This window comes from Klebsiella sp. CN_Kp104 (assembly GCF_040064515.1).
In the GTDB taxonomy this organism is placed as follows: domain Bacteria; phylum Pseudomonadota; class Gammaproteobacteria; order Enterobacterales; family Enterobacteriaceae; genus Klebsiella; species Klebsiella aerogenes.
The window spans coordinates 211,688-235,466 of the sequence record NZ_JBEAII010000002.1 but is presented as its reverse complement, the minus strand read 5'-3'; the positions used below and the strand labels follow the sequence as shown (position 1 = coordinate 235,466).

25 protein-coding genes are annotated in these 23,779 nt (G+C 54.7%); 16 read left to right on the top strand and 9 right to left on the bottom strand.

Annotated features, from left to right (window positions below; translation table 11 throughout):
- Positions 1 to 65: 65 nt before the first annotated feature.
- The 9 genes from rsxA (at position 66) to gstA (ending at position 9,338) form a co-directional block, all read left to right on the top strand.
- A complete protein-coding gene (gene rsxA / locus ABLU80_RS03070; protein WP_015366851.1) occupies positions 66 to 647 on the top strand; it encodes an electron transport complex subunit RsxA in 582 nt (193 codons plus the stop codon).
- Positions 647 to 1,225, top strand: a complete 579-nt coding sequence (gene rsxB, locus ABLU80_RS03065; RefSeq protein WP_020078990.1) for an electron transport complex subunit RsxB — start codon at positions 647 to 649, stop codon at positions 1,223 to 1,225. The genes rsxA and rsxB overlap by 1 nt, the downstream gene beginning before the upstream one ends.
- Entirely contained in the window at positions 1,218 to 3,440 is a 2,223-nt protein-coding gene (gene rsxC, locus ABLU80_RS03060; RefSeq protein ID WP_348849679.1) for an electron transport complex subunit RsxC, read from the top strand. The genes rsxB and rsxC overlap by 8 nt, the downstream gene beginning before the upstream one ends.
- Complete coding sequence (gene rsxD / locus ABLU80_RS03055; RefSeq protein ID WP_015705232.1) at positions 3,441 to 4,493, top strand: electron transport complex subunit RsxD; 1,053 nt, start codon at positions 3,441 to 3,443, stop codon at positions 4,491 to 4,493.
- 9 nt (positions 4,494 to 4,502) lie between these two features.
- Positions 4,503 to 5,123 carry an electron transport complex subunit RsxG gene (rsxG, locus tag ABLU80_RS03050; protein WP_032714373.1) on the top strand — a complete coding sequence of 207 codons (621 nt, stop codon included), beginning with the start codon at positions 4,503 to 4,505 and terminating at the stop codon, positions 5,121 to 5,123.
- A 3-nt stretch (positions 5,124 to 5,126) separates the two neighbouring features.
- Positions 5,127 to 5,825: an electron transport complex subunit E gene (locus ABLU80_RS03045; RefSeq protein ID WP_348849678.1), complete on the top strand. Its 699-nt coding sequence runs from the start codon at positions 5,127 to 5,129 to the stop codon at positions 5,823 to 5,825.
- A 1-nt stretch (position 5,826) separates the two neighbouring features.
- Positions 5,827 to 6,462, top strand: coding sequence for an endonuclease III (gene nth, locus ABLU80_RS03040; protein ID WP_015705230.1), 636 nt, complete (start codon positions 5,827 to 5,829; stop codon positions 6,460 to 6,462).
- Between the two features lie 656 nt (positions 6,463 to 7,118).
- Complete coding sequence (dtpA, locus tag ABLU80_RS03035) at positions 7,119 to 8,624, top strand: dipeptide/tripeptide permease DtpA (protein ID WP_015366858.1); 1,506 nt, start codon at positions 7,119 to 7,121, stop codon at positions 8,622 to 8,624.
- A 108-nt stretch (positions 8,625 to 8,732) separates the two neighbouring features.
- Positions 8,733 to 9,338, top strand: a complete 606-nt coding sequence (gstA, locus tag ABLU80_RS03030) for a glutathione transferase GstA (RefSeq protein ID WP_015366859.1) — start codon at positions 8,733 to 8,735, stop codon at positions 9,336 to 9,338.
- 37 nt (positions 9,339 to 9,375) lie between these two features.
- On the opposite strand, the gene pdxY is transcribed toward gstA, so the two are convergent.
- From pdxY to anmK, 5 genes are all read right to left on the bottom strand, one after another.
- Positions 9,376 to 10,236: a pyridoxal kinase PdxY gene (pdxY, locus tag ABLU80_RS03025; RefSeq protein ID WP_348849676.1), complete on the bottom strand. Its 861-nt coding sequence runs from the start codon at positions 10,234 to 10,236 to the stop codon at positions 9,376 to 9,378.
- 60 nt (positions 10,237 to 10,296) lie between these two features.
- On the bottom strand, positions 10,297 to 11,571 hold the full coding sequence (tyrS, locus tag ABLU80_RS03020) for a tyrosine--tRNA ligase (protein ID WP_015366861.1): 1,275 nt from the start codon (positions 11,569 to 11,571) through the stop codon (positions 10,297 to 10,299).
- 125 nt (positions 11,572 to 11,696) lie between these two features.
- Entirely contained in the window at positions 11,697 to 12,353 is a 657-nt protein-coding gene (pdxH, locus tag ABLU80_RS03015) for a pyridoxamine 5'-phosphate oxidase (RefSeq protein WP_116326693.1), read from the bottom strand.
- Positions 12,354 to 12,410: 57 nt separating this feature from the next.
- Positions 12,411 to 12,734, bottom strand: a complete 324-nt coding sequence (mliC, locus tag ABLU80_RS03010; protein ID WP_032711527.1) for a C-type lysozyme inhibitor — start codon at positions 12,732 to 12,734, stop codon at positions 12,411 to 12,413.
- Between the two features lie 91 nt (positions 12,735 to 12,825).
- The gene (anmK, locus tag ABLU80_RS03005) at positions 12,826 to 13,950 is read right to left on the bottom strand and encodes an anhydro-N-acetylmuramic acid kinase (protein WP_015366864.1); all 1,125 of its coding nucleotides are present in this window, start codon (positions 13,948 to 13,950) and stop codon (positions 12,826 to 12,828) included.
- 263 nt (positions 13,951 to 14,213) lie between these two features.
- Here anmK and slyB point away from each other — a divergent pair, with 263 nt between their 5' ends.
- A complete protein-coding gene (gene slyB / locus ABLU80_RS03000) occupies positions 14,214 to 14,681 on the top strand; it encodes an outer membrane lipoprotein SlyB (RefSeq protein WP_015366865.1) in 468 nt (155 codons plus the stop codon).
- Between the two features lie 221 nt (positions 14,682 to 14,902).
- The gene (locus tag ABLU80_RS02995) at positions 14,903 to 16,261 is read left to right on the top strand and encodes a GGDEF domain-containing protein (RefSeq protein ID WP_020078996.1); all 1,359 of its coding nucleotides are present in this window, start codon (positions 14,903 to 14,905) and stop codon (positions 16,259 to 16,261) included.
- A 37-nt stretch (positions 16,262 to 16,298) separates the two neighbouring features.
- Here ABLU80_RS02995 and slyA read toward each other — a convergent pair whose 3' ends face one another.
- A complete protein-coding gene (gene slyA / locus ABLU80_RS02990) occupies positions 16,299 to 16,739 on the bottom strand; it encodes a transcriptional regulator SlyA (RefSeq protein WP_020078997.1) in 441 nt (146 codons plus the stop codon).
- 172 nt (positions 16,740 to 16,911) lie between these two features.
- Between slyA and ABLU80_RS02985 the strand changes: the two genes are divergently transcribed.
- The 3 genes from ABLU80_RS02985 to ABLU80_RS02975 are packed head-to-tail and all read left to right on the top strand — an operon-like array spanning position 16,912 to position 20,079.
- The gene (locus ABLU80_RS02985; protein ID WP_015366868.1) at positions 16,912 to 17,148 is read left to right on the top strand and encodes a DUF1656 domain-containing protein; all 237 of its coding nucleotides are present in this window, start codon (positions 16,912 to 16,914) and stop codon (positions 17,146 to 17,148) included.
- Between the two features lie 10 nt (positions 17,149 to 17,158).
- Entirely contained in the window at positions 17,159 to 18,055 is an 897-nt protein-coding gene (locus ABLU80_RS02980) for an HlyD family secretion protein (RefSeq protein ID WP_020078998.1), read from the top strand.
- On the top strand, positions 18,055 to 20,079 hold the full coding sequence (locus ABLU80_RS02975) for an FUSC family protein (protein ID WP_221914558.1): 2,025 nt from the start codon (positions 18,055 to 18,057) through the stop codon (positions 20,077 to 20,079). Before ABLU80_RS02980 ends, ABLU80_RS02975 begins: the two co-directional genes overlap by 1 nt.
- Here ABLU80_RS02975 and sodC read toward each other — a convergent pair.
- From sodC to ABLU80_RS02960, 3 genes are all read right to left on the bottom strand, one after another.
- On the bottom strand, positions 20,072 to 20,593 hold the full coding sequence (sodC, locus tag ABLU80_RS02970) for a superoxide dismutase [Cu-Zn] SodC (protein WP_015366871.1): 522 nt from the start codon (positions 20,591 to 20,593) through the stop codon (positions 20,072 to 20,074). The two genes, ABLU80_RS02975 and sodC, sit on opposite strands and share 8 nt — an antisense overlap.
- A 70-nt stretch (positions 20,594 to 20,663) precedes the next feature.
- On the bottom strand, positions 20,664 to 21,560 hold the full coding sequence (locus ABLU80_RS02965) for an aldo/keto reductase family oxidoreductase (RefSeq protein WP_020079000.1): 897 nt from the start codon (positions 21,558 to 21,560) through the stop codon (positions 20,664 to 20,666).
- A 48-nt stretch (positions 21,561 to 21,608) separates the two neighbouring features.
- Positions 21,609 to 21,851, bottom strand: coding sequence for a DUF1289 domain-containing protein (locus ABLU80_RS02960; protein ID WP_161798795.1), 243 nt, complete (start codon positions 21,849 to 21,851; stop codon positions 21,609 to 21,611).
- A gap of 133 nt (positions 21,852 to 21,984) precedes the next feature.
- Between ABLU80_RS02960 and ABLU80_RS02955 the strand changes: the two genes are divergently transcribed.
- Positions 21,985 to 22,584: a TetR/AcrR family transcriptional regulator gene (locus tag ABLU80_RS02955; protein WP_015705222.1), complete on the top strand. Its 600-nt coding sequence runs from the start codon at positions 21,985 to 21,987 to the stop codon at positions 22,582 to 22,584.
- A 52-nt stretch (positions 22,585 to 22,636) separates the two neighbouring features.
- Entirely contained in the window at positions 22,637 to 23,734 is a 1,098-nt protein-coding gene (locus ABLU80_RS02950; protein WP_015366875.1) for an alkene reductase, read from the top strand.
- Positions 23,735 to 23,779: the final 45 nt, after the last annotated feature.

Here is a 23,779-nt window from a genome sequence, read left to right as displayed (position 1 = left end):
CGCCTGTTGTCGCCGGTATCGATTTATTCGATAATAGGCGGCTTTTTTTCGTTTCAGGTCCAATAATGGCTGATTATTTACTGCTCTTTGTCGGTACTGTCCTTGTTAATAACTTCGTGCTGGTGAAGTTTCTTGGATTGTGCCCGTTTATGGGGGTTTCCAAAAAGCTGGAAACCGCTATGGGGATGGGACTGGCCACCACCTTTGTGATGACGCTGGCCTCAATTTGCGCCTGGTTGATTGATACCTGGATCCTTATCCCGCTGAACCTTGTTTATCTGCGCACCCTGGCCTTTATCCTGGTCATCGCGGTGGTGGTGCAATTTACCGAGATGGTGGTCCGTAAAACCAGTCCGGCGCTGTATCGTCTGCTGGGGATCTTCCTGCCGTTAATCACCACCAACTGCGCGGTGCTGGGCGTGGCATTGCTGAATATTAACCTCGGGCATAATTTCCTGCAGTCCGCGCTGTACGGTTTCGCCGCCGCCGTTGGTTTCTCGCTGGTAATGGTGTTATTCGCCGCGATTCGCGAACGTCTGGTGGTTGCCGATGTTCCCGCGCCGTTTCGCGGTAACGCGATTGCGCTGGTGACCGCTGGATTAATGTCGCTGGCATTTATGGGCTTTAGTGGTTTGGTGAAGTTGTAATGAGCGCTGTCTGGATAGCCGTGATCGCCATCAGCCTGCTCGGGCTGATTTTCGGCTTAATACTGGGATACGCGTCGCGCCGTTTTGCGGTGGAAGACGACCCGGTGGTAGAAAAAATTGATGAGTTACTGCCGCAAAGTCAATGCGGCCAGTGCGGCTTTCCTGGCTGCCGTCCCTACGCGGAAGCCGTGGGCACTCAGGGTGAAAAAATCAACCGCTGCGCCCCCGGCGGTGAAGCGGTCATGTTAAAAATCGCCGCATTATTGAACGTCGACCCGCAGCCTATTGACGGCGATGAGCAGCAGCAAGAGCCGGTTCGCATGTTGGCGGTGATTGATGAAGCCAACTGCATTGGCTGCACCAAATGTATTCAGGCCTGCCCGGTTGATGCCATCGTTGGCGCGACCCGCGCTATGCATACGGTGATGAGCGACCTGTGCACCGGCTGTAATCTCTGCGTAGCCCCCTGCCCGACTCAGTGTATTGACCTGCGTCCAGTCGCTCAGACCACCGAAACCTGGAAATGGGACCTGCAGGCCATCCCGGTACGCAATATTCCTGTGGAACAACATGTTTAAGTTATTTTCCGCTTTCCGAAAAGACAAGATCTGGGACTTCAACGGCGGTATTCATCCGCCGGAAATGAAAACTCAGTCCAACGGCACGCCGCTGCGTCAGGTTCCTCTGCCGCAGCGTTTTGTCATTCCGCTGAAGCAGCATATCGGTGCTGAAGGCGAACTGTGCGTCCAACCGGGCGACAAAGTTTTGCGCGGTCAGCCGTTAACCCGCGGCTTTGGCAGGATGCTGCCGGTTCATGCCCCGACTTCCGGAACGGTGACGGCTATTGCCCCCCATTCCACCGCCCACCCTTCCGCGCTGGCGGAACTCAGCGTTATTATCGACGCCGATGGCGAAGACTGCTGGATCGAGCGCGACGGCTGGAGCGACTACCACAACAAGTCGCGTGAAGAGCTGATCGAGCGTATTCACCAGTTTGGCGTCGCCGGACTCGGCGGCGCCGGCTTCCCCACGGGAACAAAACTGCGCGGCGGCGGCGATAAAATCGATACCCTGATTATCAATGCTGCAGAATGCGAACCCTATATCACCGCAGACGATCGCCTGATGCAGGATTGCGCGGCGCAGGTTGTTGAAGGGATCCGCATCCTTGCGCATATTCTGCAACCCAAACAGGTGCTGATTGGTATCGAAGATAACAAACCGCAGGCCATTTCCATGCTGCGCGCGGTGTTATCCGACGCCCACGGCATAGCGCTGCGGGTGATTCCAACCAAATATCCCTCCGGCGGCGCGAAGCAACTTACGCAAATTCTCACCGGTAAGCAGGTGCCGCATGGCGGCCGCTCCTCCGATATTGGCGTCCTGATGCAGAACGTTGGCACCGCTTATGCTGTTAAACGCGCGGTGATCGACGGCGAGCCGTTAACCGAGCGCGTCGTCACGTTAACTGGCGAAGCGATTAGCCGGCCGGGCAACGTTTGGGCGCGCCTCGGTACGCCGGTGCGCCATCTTCTGAACGATGCCGGTTTCTGCGCCAGCGCCGAGCCGATGGTCATCATGGGCGGCCCGTTGATGGGCTTCACTCTGCCCTGGCTCGACGTTCCGGTCGTGAAAATCACTAACTGTCTGCTGGCGCCGTCGGTGACTGAGATGGGCGAAACACAGGAAGAGCAAGGCTGTATCCGCTGTAGCGCCTGCGCTGATGCCTGCCCGGCAGATCTCCTCCCCCAGCAGCTGTATTGGTTCAGTAAAGGCCAGCAGCACGACAAAGCCACTACCCATAACTTAGCCGACTGCATCGAATGCGGCGCCTGCGCCTGGGTCTGTCCGAGTAATATTCCGCTGGTGCAATATTTCCGCCAGGAAAAAGCGGAAATTGCCGCCATCCGTCAGGAAGAACAGCGCGCCGCCGAGGCGAAAGCTCGGTTTGAAGCGCGACAGGCGCGTCTTGAACGTGAAAAAGCCGCGCGCCAGGAGCGGCACAAAAAAGCAGCCGTACAACCGGCGGCGAAAGATCAGGATGCCATTAACGCCGCGTTGGCCCGCGTGCGTGATAAGCAGCGTGATGCGGCGCAGCCGATTGTTATTCAATCCGGCAGCAAACCAGATAACAGCGAAGCGATTGCCGCCCGCGAAGCGCGTAAAGCCGAGGCCCGGGCGCGCAAAGCTGAACAGCAAGCCGCTGTTGAATCGACAACCGATGCAAGCGATCCGCGCAAAGCCGCCGTTGAAGCCGCTATCGCTCGCGCCAAAGCGCGTAAAGCCGCGCAGCAGGGTGAAAACGCCGCTCCCTCTGCCGAAAGTGAAACTACCGCTGAAGCTGCGCCCGCGGTCGATCCGCGTAAAGCCGCCGTTGAGGCCGCTATCGCTCGCGCCAAAGCGCGCAAAGCCGCGCAGCAGGGTGAAAACGCCGCTCCCTCTGCCGAAAGTGAAACCACGGCTGAAGCTGCGCCCGCGGTCGATCCGCGCAAAGCCGCCGTTGAAGCCGCTATCGCTCGCGCCAAAGCGCGTAAAACCGCGCAGCAGGTTGAAAACGCCGCTCCCTCTGCCGAAAGTGAAACCACGGTTGAGACAGCGCCCGCGGTCGATCCGCGTAAAGCCGCCGTTGAGGCCGCTATCGCCCGCGCCAAGGCGCGTAAAGCCGCCCAACAAGCAGAACAACAAACCGCGCCGGACGCCGCCAATGACGATCCGCGTAAAGCGGCCGTCGCGGCAGCTATCGCTCGCGTTCAGGCACGTAAAGCAACACAGCAGGCAGTTAACGAGGAATAAATGGTTTTCAGAATCGCAAGCTCCCCTTATACCCACAACCAGCGCCAGACCTCGCGAATTATGCTCCTGGTGCTGCTGGCGGCGATCCCTGGTATTGTCGTCCAGAGCTGGTTTTTCGGCTGGGGTACCCTGTTGCAGATTATCCTCGCGGCCTTCACCGCATGGGGAACCGAAGCGGCTATTCTCAAGTTGCGCAAACAGAATATCGCGGCAACCCTTGCGGATAACTCTGCCCTGCTGACCGGGCTGTTGTTGGCCGTCAGTATCCCGCCGCTGGCGCCGTGGTGGATGGTGGTGTTGGGCACCGCCTTTGCGGTGGTGATTGCCAAGCAACTGTACGGCGGATTAGGACATAACCCCTTTAACCCGGCAATGATCGGCTATGTCGTTCTGCTAATCTCTTTCCCGGTGCAGATGACCTCCTGGTTACCGCCGCACGAAATTGCCGCTCAGGTTCCTGGCTTTATGGATGCGCTGCAGGTTATTTTCAGCGGCCATACCGCTAGCGGCGGCGATATGAACAGCCTGCGCATGGGAATCGACGGTATCAGCCAGGCCACGCCGCTGGATACATTTAAGACTTCGCTTCATGCCGGACACAGCGCAAAAGAGATCCTGCAGTATCCAATTTACGGCGGCCAACTGGCCGGCCTTGGCTGGCAATGGGTTAACCTCGCCTGGCTGGCTGGCGGTCTGTTCCTGCTTTGGCAAAAAACCATTCGCTGGCATATCCCGGTGAGCTTCCTGCTAAGCCTTGCCGTCTGCGCCACTCTCGGCTGGATTTTCTCGCCGGAAAGCCTGGCATCGCCGCAAATGCATCTGCTTTCCGGCGCCACCATGCTCGGGGCGTTCTTTATCCTTACCGATCCGGTGACGGCATCCACCACCAACCGCGGACGCCTGATTTTCGGCGCGCTGGCAGGTTTACTGGTGTGGCTGATCCGCAGCTTCGGCGGTTATCCGGACGGCGTCGCCTTTGCCGTGCTGCTAGCGAATATAACCGTCCCATTGATTGACTACTACACGCGTCCGCGCGTGTATGGCCACCGTTAAGGAGTCGTCATGTTAAAAAGCATGCGTAAACACGGCATCACGCTGGCGCTCTTTGCCGCTGGCTCTACCGGACTAACGGCCGCCATCAATGAGTTAACCAAAAACACCATCGAGCAGCAGGCCGCGCTGCAGCAAAAGGCCCTGTTCGATCAGGTCCTGCCAGCGGAGAGTTATAATAACGACCTGCTGCAAAGCTGTTATCTGGTGACCGCGCCGCAGTTAGGCAAAGGTCAGCATAAAGTATGGATTGCAAAGAATAACAATGCGCCGGTCGGCGCGGTGATGGAAGCCACGGCACCAGATGGTTATTCCGGGGCGATTCAGCTGCTGGTAGCAGCCGACTTTAAAGGCACCGTTCTCGGTTCACGTGTCACCGAGCATCATGAGACGCCCGGGCTCGGTGATAAGATCGAACTGCGTATTTCTGACTGGATTACCCACTTCAGCGGCAAGGTTATCCATGGTCAAAATGATAGCCACTGGGCGGTGAAAAAAGACGGTGGCGATTTCGACCAATTCACCGGCGCGACCATTACCCCACGCGCGGTGGTAAATGCCGTTAAACGCGCGGGTCTGTATGCGCAAACGCTGCCCGCGCAGATCCCTGAATTCACCGCCTGCGGAGACTAAGCCATGAGCGAAGTAAAAGACGTCATTGTTCAAGGGTTGTGGAAGAATAACTCGGCGCTGGTTCAGCTGTTAGGGATGTGTCCCCTGCTTGCGGTTACCTCAACGGCTACCAATGCCCTGGGCCTCGGCCTGGCGACCACGCTGGTACTAACGCTAACCAACCTCACCATCTCCAGCCTGCGCCGCTGGACGCCGGCGGAGATCCGTATTCCGATCTACGTGATGATCATCGCCTCGGTAGTCAGCGTGGTACAAATGCTTATCAACGCCTACGCTTTCGGCCTGTATCAATCGCTGGGTATCTTCATTCCGCTTATCGTCACCAACTGTATCGTGGTGGGGCGCGCCGAAGCGTTCGCCGCCAAAAAAGGGCCGTCGCTGTCGGCGCTCGATGGTTTTTCCATTGGTATGGGCGCGACCTGCGCCATGTTTGTGCTGGGGTCGCTGCGCGAAATAATCGGCAATGGCACACTGTTTGATGGCGCCGATAGCTTATTAGGCAGTTGGGCGAAAGTCCTGCGTATTGAAGTTTTCCATACCGATACGCCGTTCCTGCTGGCGATGCTACCGCCGGGCGCTTTCATTGGCCTCGGTATGATGCTGGCGGTAAAATACCTCATTGATGAGCGTACTAAGCAGCGTAAGGCGAAAGCGGCGCAGGCCGTCTCCGTCGCCCCAACTGATGTGACAGGGAAAGCGTAAGATGAATAAAGCCAAACGCCTGGAGATCCTGACCAGGCTGCGGGACAACGACCCGCACCCAACCACCGAACTCAATTTCACCTCACCGTTCGAGCTACTTATAGCGGTGCTGCTGTCGGCGCAGGCCACCGATGTGAGCGTCAACAAAGCGACGGCGAAGCTCTATCCGGTCGCCAATACGCCGGCGGCGATGCTGGAGCTTGGCGTTGACGGCGTGAAGTCCTATATCAAAACCATTGGCTTGTTTAATAGTAAAGCCGAAAACGTCATTAAGACTTGCCGCATCTTACTGGAGAAACATAACGGTGAGGTGCCGGAAGACCGGGCGGCGCTGGAGGCATTACCGGGGGTCGGACGTAAAACCGCTAATGTCGTGCTGAATACCGCCTTTGGCTGGCCGACTATCGCCGTCGACACCCATATCTTCCGCGTTTGCAATCGGACACAATTTGCTCCCGGCAAGAACGTTGAACAAGTCGAAGAAAAGTTGTTAAAGGTGGTGCCGGCGGAGTTTAAAGTTGACTGCCACCACTGGCTTATTCTTCACGGCCGTTACACTTGCATCGCGCGAAAACCGCGCTGTGGTTCCTGCCTGATTGAAGATTTGTGCGAGTATAAAGAGAAGGTAGAGTCCTGATTTCTGCATATCTTGTGAATATGACCGCTCCCCCCCGTAGACGCCTTTTTCATCATCGCCAGCCTGGAGCCATAACCTAACCTGTGGTTATGGCTCTATGTTTTACCATCCACACCGATAATCACTCCATAGTTTTGCCATTTAGATGGATAATTATGCGGTTATATAACGAACGATCAGCGCATTCGTTTTTTACCGGCGAAAATTTTCTATGTATTTGTGATCAAGATCATCCATGCAACTCATCGTTAAATAACTGTTGCAAAAATGATGCAAAAAGCCAGCAATTTCAATATCAGAGCCTTAGACAACAGGACAATAGCCTGCTTATTTTTCGGAATATAGGCCATCCCACTACCTTCAAGGTCAAAAAGCAGAATATATCGCCTTTATCCCCTCAGTAGCCGCCCGCCACAGATTAAAATATCAGGTTTAACGAATAGGTGAAATTTAACTCTGTATAACATTTGCATGACTGGCTAATTATAGTGGCTTGGTTATGTGTAACAGAGTATTACAAAGCTATTGCCTGATGGGGCAGGATAGTGAACATTACTTGCCGTTTTCCCTCCAAGAATAACTATAAAGGCGGCGGTCCTTCGCGATTGCGCCCCAAACAGCCCCCGTTAATATGGGATGTAAAAAAAGAGGTATATGTGTCAACTGCAAACAATAAACCAGCAGAAAGCGTGAGTCTGAACGCTTTCAAACAACCAAGAGCGTTTTATCTCATCTTCTCCATTGAGTTATGGGAGCGTTTTGGTTATTACGGCCTGCAAGGGATCATGGCCGTTTACCTGGTAAAACAGCTGGGTATGTCGGAAGCGGATTCTATCACCCTGTTCTCTTCCTTTAGTGCACTGGTTTATGGCCTGGTCGCTATCGGCGGATGGCTCGGCGACAAGGTACTTGGCACCAAACGCGTCATCATGCTTGGCGCGATTGTCCTGGCTATCGGCTATGCGCTGGTTGCCTGGTCCGGTCACGATGCCGCCATCGTCTATATGGGTATGGCGACTATCGCCGTCGGTAACGGCCTGTTCAAAGCTAACCCGTCCTCCCTGCTCTCTACCTGCTACGACAAGAACGACCCGCGTCTGGACGGTGCATTCACCATGTACTACATGTCCGTCAATATCGGTTCCTTCTTCTCTATGCTGGCTACACCGTGGCTGGCAGCGAAGTTCGGCTGGAGCGTGGCGTTCGCGCTGAGCGTCGTGGGCATGCTGATTACCGTGGTTAACTTTGCCTTCTGCCAGAAGTGGGTTAAACAGTACGGTTCCAAACCTGACTTCGCACCGGTGCATGTCGGCAAACTGCTGGCAACTATCGTCGGCGTAGTCGTGCTGGTCGCGATTGCCACCTGGCTGCTGCACAACCAGGGCATCGCACGTATGGCGCTGGGCGTCATCGCACTGGGTATTGTTATCATCTTCGCTAAAGAAGCCATGGCGCTGCAGGGCGCGGCGCGTCGTAAAATGATCGTTGCTTTCCTGCTGATGGTTGAAGCGATTGTCTTCTTCGTACTGTACAGCCAGATGCCAACCTCGCTGAACTTCTTCGCGATCCGTAACGTTGAGCACTCGATTCTGGGTATCGCGTTCGAACCGGAGCAGTATCAGGCGTTGAACCCGTTCTGGATTATGATTGGTAGCCCGATTCTGGCGGCGATTTATAACAAGATGGGTGATCGCCTGCCGATGCCGCATAAATTCGCCATCGGTATGGTACTGTGCTCCGGCGCTTTCCTGGTGCTGCCGCTGGGTACCAAATTCGCCAGCGATGCTGGTATCGTCTCCGTCAACTGGTTGATCCTCAGCTACGCGCTGCAGAGTATCGGCGAACTGATGATTTCCGGCCTCGGCCTGGCGATGGTGGCTCAACTGGTACCGCAACGTCTGATGGGCTTCATCATGGGTAGCTGGTTCCTGACCACCGCAGGCGCCGCCATCATTGCAGGTAAAATCGCTAACCTGATGGCAGTACCGGAAAACGTGACCGACCCGCTGGTTTCTCTGGATGTTTACGGCCACGTGTTCCTGCAGATTGGTATCGCGACCGCAGTCATCGCCTTCCTGATGCTGCTGACCGCGCCGAAGCTGAACCGCATGACTCTTGACGACGACGCTGTCGCCAAAGCGCGCGAAACCGCAACCGCTTAAATGCTCCGGGAAAACCAATAAATTTAGGCCGCTAACGTTTGTTAGCGGCTTTTTTTTTGTCCCTGGGCGGACTAACATACAGAAAACTGCAGCTACGAGGAGTTACTGATGAAACTGTTCTACAAGCCCGGCGCCTGTTCCCTTGCCTCTCATATCGCCCTGCGCGAAAGCGGCCTCGACTTTACCATCGATAGCGTCGACCTGGCGAAGAAACGCCTCGAAAATGGCGATGACTACCTGCTGATTAACCCTAAGGGTCAGGTTCCCGCGCTGCTGCTTGACGACGAAGTGCTGCTGACCGAGGGCGTGGCCATCATGCAGTACATTGCCGACCGTGTACCCGACCGTCAGCTGCTGGCGCCAGTGGGTACCATTGCCCGCTACCAGACGCTGGAATGGCTGAATTACGTCGCCACCGAATTACATAAAGGCTTCACCCCGCTGTTCCGCCCGGATACGCCGGATGACTACAAGCCAACGGTGCGTGCCCTGCTGGAGAAAAAGCTGCAGTATGTCGATGAGGCGCTGAAAGATAAACAGTGGCTGAATGGGCATCGCTTTACCATAGCTGATGGCTATCTGTTCACGGTCCTGCGCTGGGGGTATGCGGTGAAACTGAATATGGAAGCGTACGCGAATATTGGCGCCTGGATGGCGCATGTCGCGGCGCGTCCGTCCGTTGCGGCGGCGCTGTCGGCGGAAGGTCTGAAGTAAACCATTGGCATGCCCGCAAGCGGGCATGCCATCGCGCTTACAGTTGCGTAGCGCTGAAGTAATGCTCCGGTTTGGCGATGCGGTCCTGTGCCGCCACCACCTGCAGTTCATACTCCTGCATATTTTTGGTTGCCAACATGATTTCATACACTGCCGCAGTGACGTGCTCAAGGGCATCGCGCAGGCTGGCGCCCTGCAGTAGCTTAACCAGCAGCAGGCCGCTGGTCACATCGCCCACGCCGACCGGCTGACGGCTGCCAAAATCGACCAGCGGGCGACTGATATGCCAGGCTTCATCCGCTGTCACCAGCAACATCTCAAAGCGATCCATACTCATCCCCGCCCGCGCCAGATGCTTCACCAGCACGACCTGCGGCCCTTGCGCTATCAGCTCACGCGCTGCGCTAACGGCTTCATCAACGTTAGCAACCGGATGGCCGCACAGGATCTCCAGCTCGACAAGATTCGGCGCGATAATATCGCTGGCCGGCAGCGCATAGCGTACGTGGAATTCAGCCACCCCAGGGGCGACGATACAGCCTTTTTCCGGGTGGCCCATCACCGGATCGCAAAAATATTTCGCTGCCGGATTCGCCGCTTTAACCTGACGCACGATGCCGAGAATATGTTCGCCCTGCTCGGCGGAGCCAAGGTAACCGCTCAGTACCGCATCACAGCTCCGCAGCTTATCGATGTCGGCAATCCCCTGCACGATTTCGGTCAAATGCGAAGGCGGCATGACGCAGCCGGTCCATTTACCGTACTGCGTATGGTTGGAAAACTGAACGGTATTGAGGGGCCAGACGTTGGCGCCGAGACGGCGCATCGGAAATTCAGCGGCGCTGTTGCCCGCATGGCCAAACACAACGTGAGACTGAATGGCGAGGATGTTCTTCATTTTCTTACCACAACCCTAAAAAGAAAAAGGGCGTGGTTTCCCACGCCCTGGTTTTATTTTTTATTTCCAGCAGATCAGGCAGTAATTCTTCTTACCGCGACGCAGTAAGGTATAGCGGCCGAACAGGCGGTCGCTATCGCTGAATACATATTCCGGATCGGACTGTTTTTCACCGTTAATGGTCACCGCGTTGGAGGCTACGGTTTTACGCGCCTGGCCGCGGGACGGCTGCAGCTCGGAATCCACCAGCGCTTGCAGAAGATCGGCGCCCTTTTCCATTTCGATCATCGGCACGCCGTCTTGCGCCAGCTGTTCAAAATCCGCTTCGCTCAGGTCGCTCAGATTGCCGTTGAACAGGCTTTCAGTAATACGTTTCGCTGCTTCCAGGCCTTCTTCGCCGTGGACCAGACGCGTCACCTGCTCTGCCAGCACGTACTGCGCGCGCGGCGCCTTACCGCTGTTCTTATCTTCTTCTTCCAGCGCATTGATCTCTGCAATGTCCATGAAGGTGAAGAACTTCAGGAAGCGATAAACGTCCGCATCCGCGGTGTTGATCCAGAACTGGTAGAATTTGTACGGGCTGGTTTTCTTCGGATCCAGCCATACCGCGCCGCCTTCGGTTTTACCGAACTTGGTGCCATCGGCCTTGGTGATCAGCGGAACGGTCAAACCGAAGACCTGATTCTGGTGCAAACGACGGGTCAGGTCGATACCAGATGTGATGTTACCCCACTGGTCGGAGCCGCCGATTTGTAGCGCCACGCCGTGCAGTTTATTCAGGCAGGCAAAGTCATAACCCTGCAGCAGGTTATAGGAAAACTCGGTGAAAGAGATACCCTGATCGTCACGGTTCAGACGCTGCTTCACCGCTTCTTTGTTGATCATCTGGTTCACAGAGAAGTGCTTACCGATGTCACGCAGGAAAGTCAGCACGTTCATGCCGCCGAACCAGTCGTAGTTATTCGCGGCAATCGCCGAGTTGTCGCCGCAGTTGAAATCGAGGAATGGCGCAACCTGTTTACGGATTTTGTCCACCCACTGCTGCACGGTATCTTCGGTATTGAGTTTACGCTCAGCGGCTTTGAAGCTCGGGTCGCCAATCAGACCGGTCGCGCCGCCCACCAGCGCCACAGGCTTGTGGCCTGCCTGCTGGAAGCGTTTCAGGCATAACAATGGAACAAGATGCCCCAAGTGCAAGCTGTCAGCGGTAGGATCGAAGCCGCAATAGAGCGCGATCGGGCCTTGCGCCAGTCGCTCTGCTAACGCTTCTTCGTCCGTCACCTGGGCTACCAGCCCCCGCTCTTGCAATTGTTTAATCAAGTTACTGCTTGCCATCAAATTCTCCATGTATAAACGACTGCACCTTTGCCGGTACACGACTTTTCGCCAGACGCGAAAGGTACATAGAATAAAGCGCCGGAGCACGTAGCACCAGCGCTTAAAACAACATTTTGCGTCCTTTATGGCGCCAGACGGTCGATTTGCCAGCCATCATTTTGCCGCTGGTATAAAAAGCGGTCGTGTAGACGATGTTCGCCGCCCTGCCAGAACTCCATTTGTTCGATGCTGACGCGGAAGCCGCCCCAGAAACTCGGCAACGGCACTTCGCCTTGCTGGAATTTCTGTTTCAGCTCGAGGAATTTACTTTCCAGGATCCCACGCGCGGAGATACGGCTGGACTGTTGGGAGACCCAGGCGCCGATCTGGCTATCGCGCGGCCGGCTGTGGAAATACTTCACCACTTCCAGCGTCGACAGACGCTCTGCCTGGCCGATTACCATCACCTGCCGCTCCAGCATATGCCAGGGAAACAGCAGGCTGATATGGGGATTTTTTTCGATTTGATGTGCTTTGCGACTACCCAGGTTGGTATAAAACACCAACCCTTTTTCGTCATAGTGCTTTAACAATACGATGCGTTGATAGGGCTGGCCGTTTTCATCAACGGTCGCGACCACCATTGCCGTCGGGTCGGCAAGCTTAGCGTCGCAGGCCTGACGCAACCAACGTTCAAATAACATCAGGGGTTCAGCGGGAAGATCGTGGCGACGAAGGCCGCCACGGGTGTATTCACGGCGCAGATGCGCGATTTGCTGCAATTCGTCGTTATCAGACATAACCATTGAGATCGTTGTCATAGGGTGGCGTTATTGTGCGCCCCCGCTACGGAAATCTCAACGTTTCGCGGTCTGCAACTGGCAGTTGTCCAGTACGACGCGGTCGCGCTTATAAACGGTGGCGCTGTCGCCCTTCGACCAGAAGACATAAACGCCATCAGTATAACGCGAACCGGAAGCCGAGAGCCCCTGGGTCAGGTTTAATTGCTGATTATCATAGATAAAACTAACCTGCTGACGCGCGTTGTTCAGATGGACAGTCAACGGTTTTTGATCGCACTGATATTCAAGGGTGTCGGTCTGCATCCGTTCAACGAATTGGTTGTAATAGCTACACCCTGCCAGCATGAAAGGGACTACCGCAATAAGAATTTTTTTCATGAGTATGCCTTCGACTTTCCCGGTCAGGAGAGCAAACCGCCCTCCCGGAATTTCGTCCAGTTTACCGGTAAATAAAAAATAGCGACTTCAGTTAACTCTGATTCTGCGCTCGATTCGCGGGATAGATGGCGCCAAGAATGGTCGCTTCGCTGGCGCCGGTAACGGAAGGAAGATTACCCGGCAGGCCAGCAAGCGTACGCCATGCCAGCCACGCAAAGGCCAACGCTTCCATATCGTCGCCGCTGATGCCGGCGTCATCGGTGGTCGTGACTTCAGTACCTGGCAGCAGCGCCGCCAGACGCGCCATCAACAGCGGATTTCGCGCCCCGCCGCCGCAAACTAACAAACGCTCGCAGCCGCCGCTTAACAAAACCTGCTCACTGATAGTCACTGCGGTCAGTTCTGTCAGCGTAGCCTGAACATCCTGCCCTCGCAGATTGGCGTAGCGCGCCAGATGTTTTTCCAGCCAACCATAATTGAAATACTCGCGACCGGTGCTCTTCGGCGCGGGTAACGCGAACCACGGGTCGCTAAGCATATCCTGCAGCAGCGGTAGCAAGACTTTGCCTTCACTGGCCCATTGCGCGTCTTTATCGTAGGGTTTACCACACTGGCGCCAGATCCAGGCGTCCATCAGCATATTTCCCGGCCCGGTGTCGTAACCGCGTACCGGCTGCCCCGGAACCAGCAAGGAAAGGTTGGCTATGCCGCCGATGTTAAGCACCATGCGCCTTTCAACCGGGTGCGCCAACAGAGCCTGATGGAAGGCAGGGACTAGCGGCGCGCCCTGGCCGCCAAGCGCCATATCGCGGCGGCGGAAATCCCCCACCACGGTCACGCCGGTATGCGCTGCGATCTGATTGTTATCGCCTATTTGCATCGTGTGCGGCGCATCCCCGGTCGGCTCATGCCACACCGTCTGGCCATGGCAACCGATAGCGACGATATCCTCAGGTTGAAGGTTCTGCTGGCGCATCAGCGCTAATACTGCGTCAGAAAATAGCCGGCCCAAACGGGTATCGAGTCGCCCCAGTTGCGACAAGGTCAGCTGCTGCCCCTGGCAAATCGCTAAAATATCTTCTTTCAGATTGACCGGGATGGGGTACGAGAGGCTCGCCTGCTGCGCCACTATGTTTTCATTTATTGCCGCCAGAACAACATCAACGCCATCAAGGCTGGTGCCAGACATTACGCCAATAAAACGACCTGATTTCATACGCCTACCCTCATTCCATGACTTTTGCAGTGCCATCAGTGCATCATAAAGCAGCGTGCAATGCTATGGCGCACTAATACTTTTTAACAATAGTTCTGCCGCAAGAATTTGTTAGATAAAGTACTTACGTTTATCCGTCGTTAAAGCGAACCTTATTATTTTTAAACGGTCCATAAGGAAGCTATGCCAGCGAACGCTTAAATGCCATATAATTGACCACATGGAAGTTCACTGGAACATTTTGGTACACAGGAGATTCATAGATGATTTTACGTGTTTTGGCTGTCTCGATGATTGGCTTAACCCTGGCGGGTTGCGTCAGCAGCAGTGGCCTATCCGGCGATGTTTACACAGCCTCAGAAGCCAAGCAGGTGCAAAGCGTGACCTACGGTACCATCGTACATACCCGTGCGGTCCAGATCCAAAGCGGCGATGACAGCAATGCCATCGGCGCGATTGGCGGCGCGGTACTCGGTGGCTTCCTTGGTAATACCATCGGCGGCGGTACCGGTCGTTCTCTTGCAACCGCTGCAGGCGCGGTTGCCGGTGGCGTAGCCGGTCAGGGCGTACAGGGCGCGATGAACAAAACGCAGGGCGTTGAGCTGGAAATCCGTAAAGACGACGGTAACACCATCATGGTGGTTCAGAAACAGGGTAACACCCCATTCTCCGTCGGCCAGCGCGTAGCCATTGCCGGCAGCGGCAGTCAAGTGACGGTTTCCCCGCGTTAAGCCTCTCTAATGCGGCCTTTATTGGCCGCATTAATCCCTCATAATTATTATTTAGCTCCAAATAATTTATCATACATATATCAATTTTATTGATATTTCTCTGCGACAACTTGCGTTTGCGCAATATTTCCCGTTGATTAATTCGTTAGCCTGAAGTGGTCTTTTTCATTTAGCGACCTGCACGTCGTTTTTATCCGCCCTTTTATCGCGGGAGTTTGCCTGTGCCTCTGAAACTAAACCGGTTATCACACCGCTTATTTGCTTATATTATTGCCTGCAGCCTGGCAATTATTACGATCGATTTATTATCTAATTCAGTTGTTAATCGTATCCCTACGACTTCATCACCACTTTTCCCTTTACTGACAATAATATTAATGATTTTTCACATTACTATTTCTTGTTTTATGAGCATGAAGTATTGGTGTGATAAAAACCGGCTGTATCTGATGCCCATCGCCTTCGCTTTTGCCAGCTCTGCCCTGTTGATGCTAGGCACTCTGAGCAGCTATCCCGGCTGGCTACTGTGCAACAGCGAATATATTGTTAAACAAAATGACGCGCTGATCTTTTATTCGTTCCGCAATATTCTGATGGCCGTGTTATTTATCACTGCCATTATAATATATCGTTTTCGCCAACATCTTAACCAGGCTGCTGGCGCACATGCTATAATACTGACGGTATGCTTTCTATTCAGTGCCGCCATTCTTATTTTATCCTGGCTACACTCCAGTAATAGTCCGTTACTAAGCATCGATTTTATCGACGATATCACCAGCACTTTTACTCCGTTATGGCATTACTGGATGGGCTGGCTGCTATTTTTAGCCTGGGTATGTACGTTGATATTATTGATTATGCTAACCCGGCTACGTAATATCTTCTGGTACAGCGGCGCATTTTTCTGTGCCGCCTATATATTTACGCTAAACGTATTACTCACAGCGACAGGTAGTCAGCATATTATCGCCTGGAATCAGGCGCGCCTGTTCGAAACCTTAAGTACCTTATTTATGCTGTTCGTCCTGTTAAGCGACGTTTTTCTTCTCTATCGCGACTCTAACAACAAATACATAAATTCATATCAGAACTCTATCCGTGACCCGTTAACCGGACTGTACAACCGCAGCTACTTTTACGACACGCTGAATGGACTATTGCCGCATACTTCAGCAGCACAACCGCTTTCCGTCATCGTCAGCGATCTCGATCACTTTAAGCGTATCAACGACAACTACGGTCATGTCCAGGGTGACAAGGTGATTCAGTTTGCCGCCAGCGTATTACAAACCCATGTCCGTCGTGAGGATATTGCCGCGCGCATCGGCGGCGAAGAGTTTGCCCTGTTGTTGGTAAATACTGATGCTGATGATGCGCTGGCGATAGCCGAGCGAATTCGCCAGATGGTCAGCGCCGGGCAGGATTCACTGCCGGAACAAATGACCATTAGTATGGGTGTCTACACGGCGACAAGCTCGCTCATTGAGGCTGAAGAGTGCGTTAAGCGCGCGGATACGGCTATGTACGCGGCGAAAAACGGTGGCCGCAATCGCGTGGTGGTCTGGCAGAATAAATAATTGAAAGGGCTCTGCAAGCGCAGAGCCCTGTTCCTGGCTAGTCTTTAGCCTGAAGATCGAGGATATTGTTTTCAAGTTTACGGATTAAGTTGAGCAGCGTTTCGACTTCCTGCTTTGATACACCTGCAAGGATTTCATCACGCGTTTTGCCGATCACGTCTTCCATTTGGTTGATCAGCGGTTCAGCCTTTTCCGTTAGCTTGATACGTTTCGCCCGGCGATCGTTTGCACAAGTCTGGCGAGAAATAAGCCCTTTCTCCTCCAGTTGATCCAGCGTGCGCACCAAAGAGGGCTGTTCAATACCAATAGCCTTGGCCAACTGGATTTGCGACTGCTCAGGAGGTAGCTGATGAATGTTATGCAGCGTGACCCAGTGCGTCTGCGTTAACTCCAGAGGTTTCAGGCGATGGTCGATCAGCGCGCGCCAAACGCGTACCAAACGTGCCAGATCAGAACCAAGTGGCGATTCCAATTTCATCTCCTTATAATTAGCTTGCTAAGTTATTATACTGCTTTTAGAATAGTGTGCAGCATTTAAATTACCAAAACAAATGAATTACTTGATTCACTAAATTCAAAACAATGATTTACAATGTGAACTAATTCATCACCAAGAACATTATCCCTGCAATGGCAAAGGATTTTTGCTTGTGAAACTGAGTCTTAACACTCCCGGATTGTCGCTACAGGACCTGGTGTTCGGCGCTTCTATCTATTTTCCCCCGTTATTTAAAGCCGTCGTGCTTGGTTTCTTTATTTGGCTAATAGTTCATCGTCAGTTGCGCGACTGGATGTACGCCGGCGAAATCTGGCATCCCCTGCTGATGGACCTTTCCCTGTTTGCGCTGGCCGTTTGCCTGGCGCTGGTTCTCCTGACTCTCTTGTGATGCTCATTTCATGAAGAAACTAAAATATCTCTCAACCTTAATTATCGCCGCCTGCGCAATCATCGCCGCCTGGCTGGTCTGGAACTACTACACTCAGTCGCCATGGACCCGCGACGGTAAAATCCGCGCCGAACAAGTCGGCATCACCCCGCAGGTCTCCGGCAGTATTTTGCAGTTGAATGTTAAAGATAACCAATTGGTCAACGCCGGCGACGTGCTGTTCCGTATTGACGATACGCCTTATCGCATTGCGGTATTAAACGCTCAGGCGCAATTGGCAAAAGCCAAAGCGGAACTGGCAAAAGCCAAAGCCGAGCAAACTAAGGCCGCCAGCGACGTTACTCGCCGCCGCAGTCTGTCGCAAAACTTCATCTCCGCTGAAGATATGGAAACCGTCAATACCGCCCTGAATACCGCCAATACGACGTATGAGGCGGCTAAAGCGGTCGTTGGCGTGGCGCAAGCCGCGCTGGAGCATGCGCAGTGGCAGCTGACGCAAACCGTGGTTAAAGCCCCGGTTGATGGCTGGATAACTAATTTGTCAACGCGGGTCGGGGACTATGCCTCCGTCGGCCATCCCGTATTTGCCCTTGTCGACAGCCACTCTTTCTATGTGCTGGGTTATTTTGAAGAGACCAAACTACGTCACATCCGCGAAGGTGATAGCGCCCAGGTCGTTCTTTACAGCAGCAAACAAACGTTACAGGGTCACGTTTCCAGCATTGGCCGCGCTATCGTCGACCAGAGCGTCGAAGGCGGTTCGGCGTTAGTCGCTAATATTAAACCCAATATTCCGTGGGTGCGCCTCGCGCAACGCGTACCGGTACGTATCGAGTTCGATAAACTCCCTGCGGATGTCACATTGGTTTCAGGTACCACCTGTACCGTGTCAATTGGCGGACAATAATGAAGCTGCAGGCTCTGCGCTGGCAATCACTGCCGTGGTTTAAAGCCAGCCGCCCGCAATGGCGCTACGCATTGCGCAATGGGATAGCCATGTGTCTGGCGCTTAGCATCGCCTATGCGCTGGATCTTGATGAGCCCTACTGGGCAATGACCTCAGCCGCAGTCGTGAGCTTCCCGACCGTCGGCGGCGTTATCAGTAAGAGTTTTGGCCGTATCGCCGGCAGCCTGCTCGGCGCCTGCGCCGCCCTGCTACTGGCGGGCCATACCCTTAACGACCCGTGGCTATTCTTATTCAGTATCTCAGCCTGGATTGCGCTCTGTACCTGGGCCTGCGCGATGTTTACCAATAACGTCGCCTACGCTTTTCAACTGGCGGGCTATACCTGCGCAATCATCGCCTTCCCGGTTATAAATGTTACCGACGCGAATGAACTGTGGACTATCGCTCAGTCGCGGGTCTGTGAAGTGATTGTGGGGATATTGTCCGGCGGATTCATGATGATGATCCTGCCCAGTACCTCGGATGGCGTCACGCTGCTGACGGCACTGAAGAATATGCACTCCCGGTTATTAGAGCATGCCAGCCTGCTGTGGGTGCCGGAAACAACCGATGCGATTCGTAGCGCCCATGAAAGCGTCATCGGTCAGATCCTGACTATGAATCTACTGCGTATCCAGGCCTTCTGGAGCCATTATCGTTTCAGACGGCAGAATCCCTTGCTGAATTATCTGCTGCATCAGCAGTTGCGAATGACCAGCGTCATCTCCAGCCTGCGGCGAATGTTATTGAACTGGCCGGATGCGCCTGGTAATACGCGGGTGGTGCTGGAAACGTTACTTAGCGAGCTCGCCAATCCGCACGCAAATGTTTATAGCGTGGCGCGAATTCTGGTGCCGCTAGCCCCCGGCCCTAACGCCGACTATCGCCATCTGGCGTTCTGGAAACGGCTGCGTTATTTCTGTCGTATCTATCTCGAAAGCAGCCGCTGGATCCGCCGCATCGAGAACGCCAGCGCTATCACGGTGTTCAATGTGCCTTCGGCGCCCGCGCTGTCGCGCCATACCGATCAGGCGGAAGCGTTATGGAACGGCTTACGGACCTTCTGCGCGCTGGTGGCCGTGGGCGCCTGGGGTATCAGCACCCAATGGCAGGCCTGCGCCGCCGCGCTCACCCTCGCCGCCATTAGCTGCGTACTCTACTCGATATCGCCTTCGCCCTTTAAATCGCTCACCTTATTGATGCGTACGCTGGTGCTGTTGTCGCTGTTCAGCTTTATGGTGAAGTTTGGCCTAATGGTGCAGATAACCGACTTGTGGCAGTTTTTACTGTTTCTGTTCCCGCTGCTCACCACCATGCAGTTATTGAAACTCCAGATGCCGAAGCTCGCAGGGCTGTGGGGGCAGTTAATCGTCTTTATGGGATCGTTTATTTCGGTCACCAACCCTCCGGTTTACGACTTTGCCTCGTTCCTTAATGATAACCTGGGCAAAATCATTGGTGTCGGTCTTGCGTGGCTTGCCTTTGCGATTATCAGCCCCGGCTCGGATGCGCGGAAAAGCCGCCGCCATATTCGTGCGTTACGGCGTCACTTTGTCGATCAGTTGAGCCGACGCCCGCAGCATAGCGAGCATGAATTTGAGTCACTGGTGTACCACCACATTAGCCAGTTAAGCAGCAGCCAGGACGCGCTGGCGCGACGTTGGCTGCTGCGCTGGGGCGTGGTGCTGCTCAACTGTTCGCATGTCGTGTGGCAACTACGCGACTGGGAGACACGCTCCGATCCACTTTCACAGGTGCGCGACTTGTGTATCAGCCTGCTACGCGACGTCATGAGTGAACGCGGCGTCCAGCAACGCCCACTTGCCTCGACGTTGCTGGAGTTGCAGCGGATATGCGATACCCTTAACCACCATCATCAGCCGGCGGCTAAAGAGCTGGCGGCGATTATCTGGCGGTTATACTGCTCGCTATCGCAGTTAGAACAAGCGCCGATTGCCGGCACCATTACCGAACGGACTACTTAATCACCCCGCAGGCAAAACGCTCGCCGCCGCCGCCCAGCGGCTGCGGGCTATCGGCCATATTATCGCCTCCGACATGCACCATCAGCGCTTTGCCCTTCACTTCCGCGAGCGTTTTCAGGCGCGGGGCAATAACCGGTTGGTTAGCCACGCCATCGTCGTTCACCACCAGCAAAGGAAGATCGCCGAGATGCCCTGCCCCTAATGGCCCTTCATGTTTGCCGGTATGTTGTGGGTCGAAATGACCGCCCGCCGCGCCAGCGGCGACCGCTTTACCGTCTTTTATCGCCGGTTGGCAGCTCCCTTCTGCGTGGATATGAAAGCCGTGTTTGCCCGGCGGAAGCGCGCGTAAATCAGGCGTAAACTCAAGGCCTCTGTCGGTTTCAGTGATTTTAACGCTGCCGACGGCCTGGCCAACGCTCTGGCTGGTGACAAGATTGAGGGAGACATCTTCACTGGCGGCCTGAGCGCCAGCGCAAAATGCGAGAGTGAAAATAGCGAGTAAACATCGTTGCATAACACCTCCGGATTAGCCGTATCCCTGATAAGTGTAAACCAGGTAGCGGCATCCGGAGGCGTAATCTGGCTTACGGGACGTCGTAACCCAGCGCCGCTTTACGAATGCGGAACCACTGCTGGCGCGTCATATGCAGTTTTTCCGCCACAATAGCTGAGCGCACGCGCTCGATTTTCCCCGAGCCAATAATCGGCAGCGGTTTCGACGGCAAGCGCAATACCCAGGCATAAACCACCTGCTCAATGCTTTCTGCGTTGAGCTCCTGGGCAATTTGCGCCAGCTCGTCGCGCAGCGGCTGGAAGCTTTCGTCGTTGAACAGGCGTCCGCCGCCGAGGCAGGACCAGGCCATCGGGCGAATGCGCAACTGCTGGAGTTGATCGAGGGTGCCGTCAAGCAGCAGCGGCTGATGTACCGGCGAGAGCTCGACCTGGTTAGTGGCCAGGGTAAAAGGCAGGCGCGATTGTAAAAGCGTAAACTGCGCCGGCGTAAAGTTAGATACCCCAAAGTGGCGCACTTTCCCACTATGATGTAACGCGAGGAAAGCCTCAGCGACCTCATCGGCATCCATCAGCGGATCCGGGCGGTGAATCAGCAGTAAATCGAGATGATCGGTCGCCAGATTACGCAGGGATTGCTCGGCGCTGAGAATGATATGGTCGCGGTCAGTAATATAGTGGCCAATAGTATTTTCCGCGCGCGCCTTGGTCGCAATACCGCATTTGCTGACGATTTCCATACGGTTACGCAGGTGCGGGGCGCGCTTTAGCGCTTCGCCAAACGCGGCTTCACACTGATAATCGCCGTAGATATCGGCGTGGTCGACGGTCGTAACCCCCAGATCCAGGTGCTGCTCAATAAAGCCAACCAAAGCGTCGGTGGACATCTTCCAGTCCATGAGACGCCAGTAGCCCATTACAAAACGTGAAAATTCCGGCCCCTGCGGAGCCATAGCAATACGCTGAACCATAAACGCTTCCTCGACAAAAAAGTGTTCTGAGTATACGCATATTTGTCGTCAAAACAGTGAGGGTTGCTGCGGTTCTTCCGCCGGCTCCTGCTTAGTCGCGCGAATTTTACGCAGTAAACGCTGGCGGCACAGACGCAGAACCTCCTGCTTTTGCGCGTCGGTCAGCTTTTGCCAGTTAAAGCGCTCATCCCGGCTACGAAAACAGCCGCGGCAATACCCGCGTTCATCGGACTGACATATTCCCCGGCACGGACTTTGTACCGGGAAAAACTCCAGCTGCTCTGCCACCACCGCTCTCCTGTATTTTCTCTCTGTCTCTCATTGAAGACGTTCCACCGCCAGTGCGCAACTTTTGTTGTCTTCGTATTCGCGCTAACGATCATTTTGCTTGCATTAGACCAATCGGTCTACTACAGTGTGCTCCATGAATAGACACAGCGAATGCGATACCCGAGAACACATCCTCATCACCGGCGAGCAACTATGCATGCATCGTGGTTTTACCGGCATGGGCTTAAGTGAACTTCTGAAAACGGCGGAAGTGCCGAAAGGCTCTTTCTATCACTACTTTCGCTCAAAAGAAGCCTTCGGCGTCGCGCTGCTTGAACATCACTACACCGGCTATCTGCAGCGCCTGGTTGATCACTTTGACCATGGCGAAGGCAACTACCGCGACCGACTGCTGGCCTACTATCAGCACACGCTGAATCAGTTTTGCCAACAGGGCATTATCAGCGGTTGCTTAACCGTGAAGCTGTCGGCGGAGGTGTGCGACCTGTCGGAAGATATGCGTACCGCCATGGATAAAGGCGCCAGCCAGATTATCGCCCTATTGGGCGAAGCGCTGGAAAAGGGCCGTCTGGAGGGTAGCCTGTTGTTTGAGGGGGAAGCTATCACCCTTTCACAGGTGCTGTACTCGTTGTGGTTGGGAGCCAATTTACAGGCCAAAATTACGCGTAGCGCAACGCCGCTGGAAAGCGCCCTTGCTCACGCCAAACAAATCATTGCAGCGCCTGCGGTTTAACAGGCGTTTTATTTAACCAGTTACAAGACGACCGGTCTACTCAGGAGTCATTATGTCAGAATCTAAATTGTTCAGCCCGTTAAAAGTCGGTGCGGTGACCGTACCTAACCGCGTATTTATGGCTCCGCTGACCCGTCTGCGCAGCATCGAACCAGGCGACATCCCTACTCCGCTGATGGCTGAGTATTATCGTCAGCGCGCCAGCTCCGGCCTGATTATCACCGAAGCGACGCAAATTTCCGCCCAGGCGAAAGGCTATGCCGGCGCGCCGGGCCTGCATAGCGCAGAGCAAATGGCCGCATGGCAAAAAATCACCGCTGGCGTTCATGCTGAAAACGGTCATATCGCCGTGCAACTGTGGCACACCGGCCGCATTTCCCATAACAGCCTGCAGCCGGGAGGCGCGGCGCCGGTTGCGCCATCGGCGCTGAGCGCAGGTACGCGTACTTCGCTGCGTGATGAAAACGGTCATGCCATTCGCGTCGATACGTCGATGCCGCGCGCGCTGGAAACAGACGAAATCCCAGGGATCGTGGATGACTTCCGTCAGGCGGTAGGCAATGCCCGCGATGTCGGCTTCGACCTGGTAGAGCTGCACTCCGCGCATGGCTATCTGCTGCACCAGTTCCTGTCGCCTTCTTCTAACCAGCGTACCGACCAGTACGGCGGCAGCGTCGAGAATCGCGCCCGCCTGGTGCTGGAAGTGGTCGATGCCGTCAGTAAAGAGTGGAGCGCCGATCGTATCGGCATTCGCGTGTCGCCAATCGGTAGTTTCCAGAACGTCGATAACGGCCCGAACGAAGAAGCCGATGCGCTCTATCTTATTGAGCAGCTGGCAAAACGCGGTATCGCTTATCTGCACATGTCCGAACCAGACTGGGCCGGCGGCCAGCCGTACAGCGACGAATTCCGTCAGAAAGTTCGCGATCGCTTCCCGGGCGCGATTATCGGCGCTGGCGCCTATACGGTGGAGAAAGCCAACGACCTTATCAATAAAGGACTGATCGATGCCGTGGCCTTTGGCCGCGATTACATCGCTAACCCGGATCTGGTGGCGCGTCTGCAGAAAAAGGCGGCGCTTAACCCGCAGCGCCCGGAAAGCTTCTACGGCGGCGGCGCGGAAGGTTATACCGATTATCCAACCCTGTAATCCCTCCATTGATAGCGGCGTACTAACGCCGCTATACTCAAGACT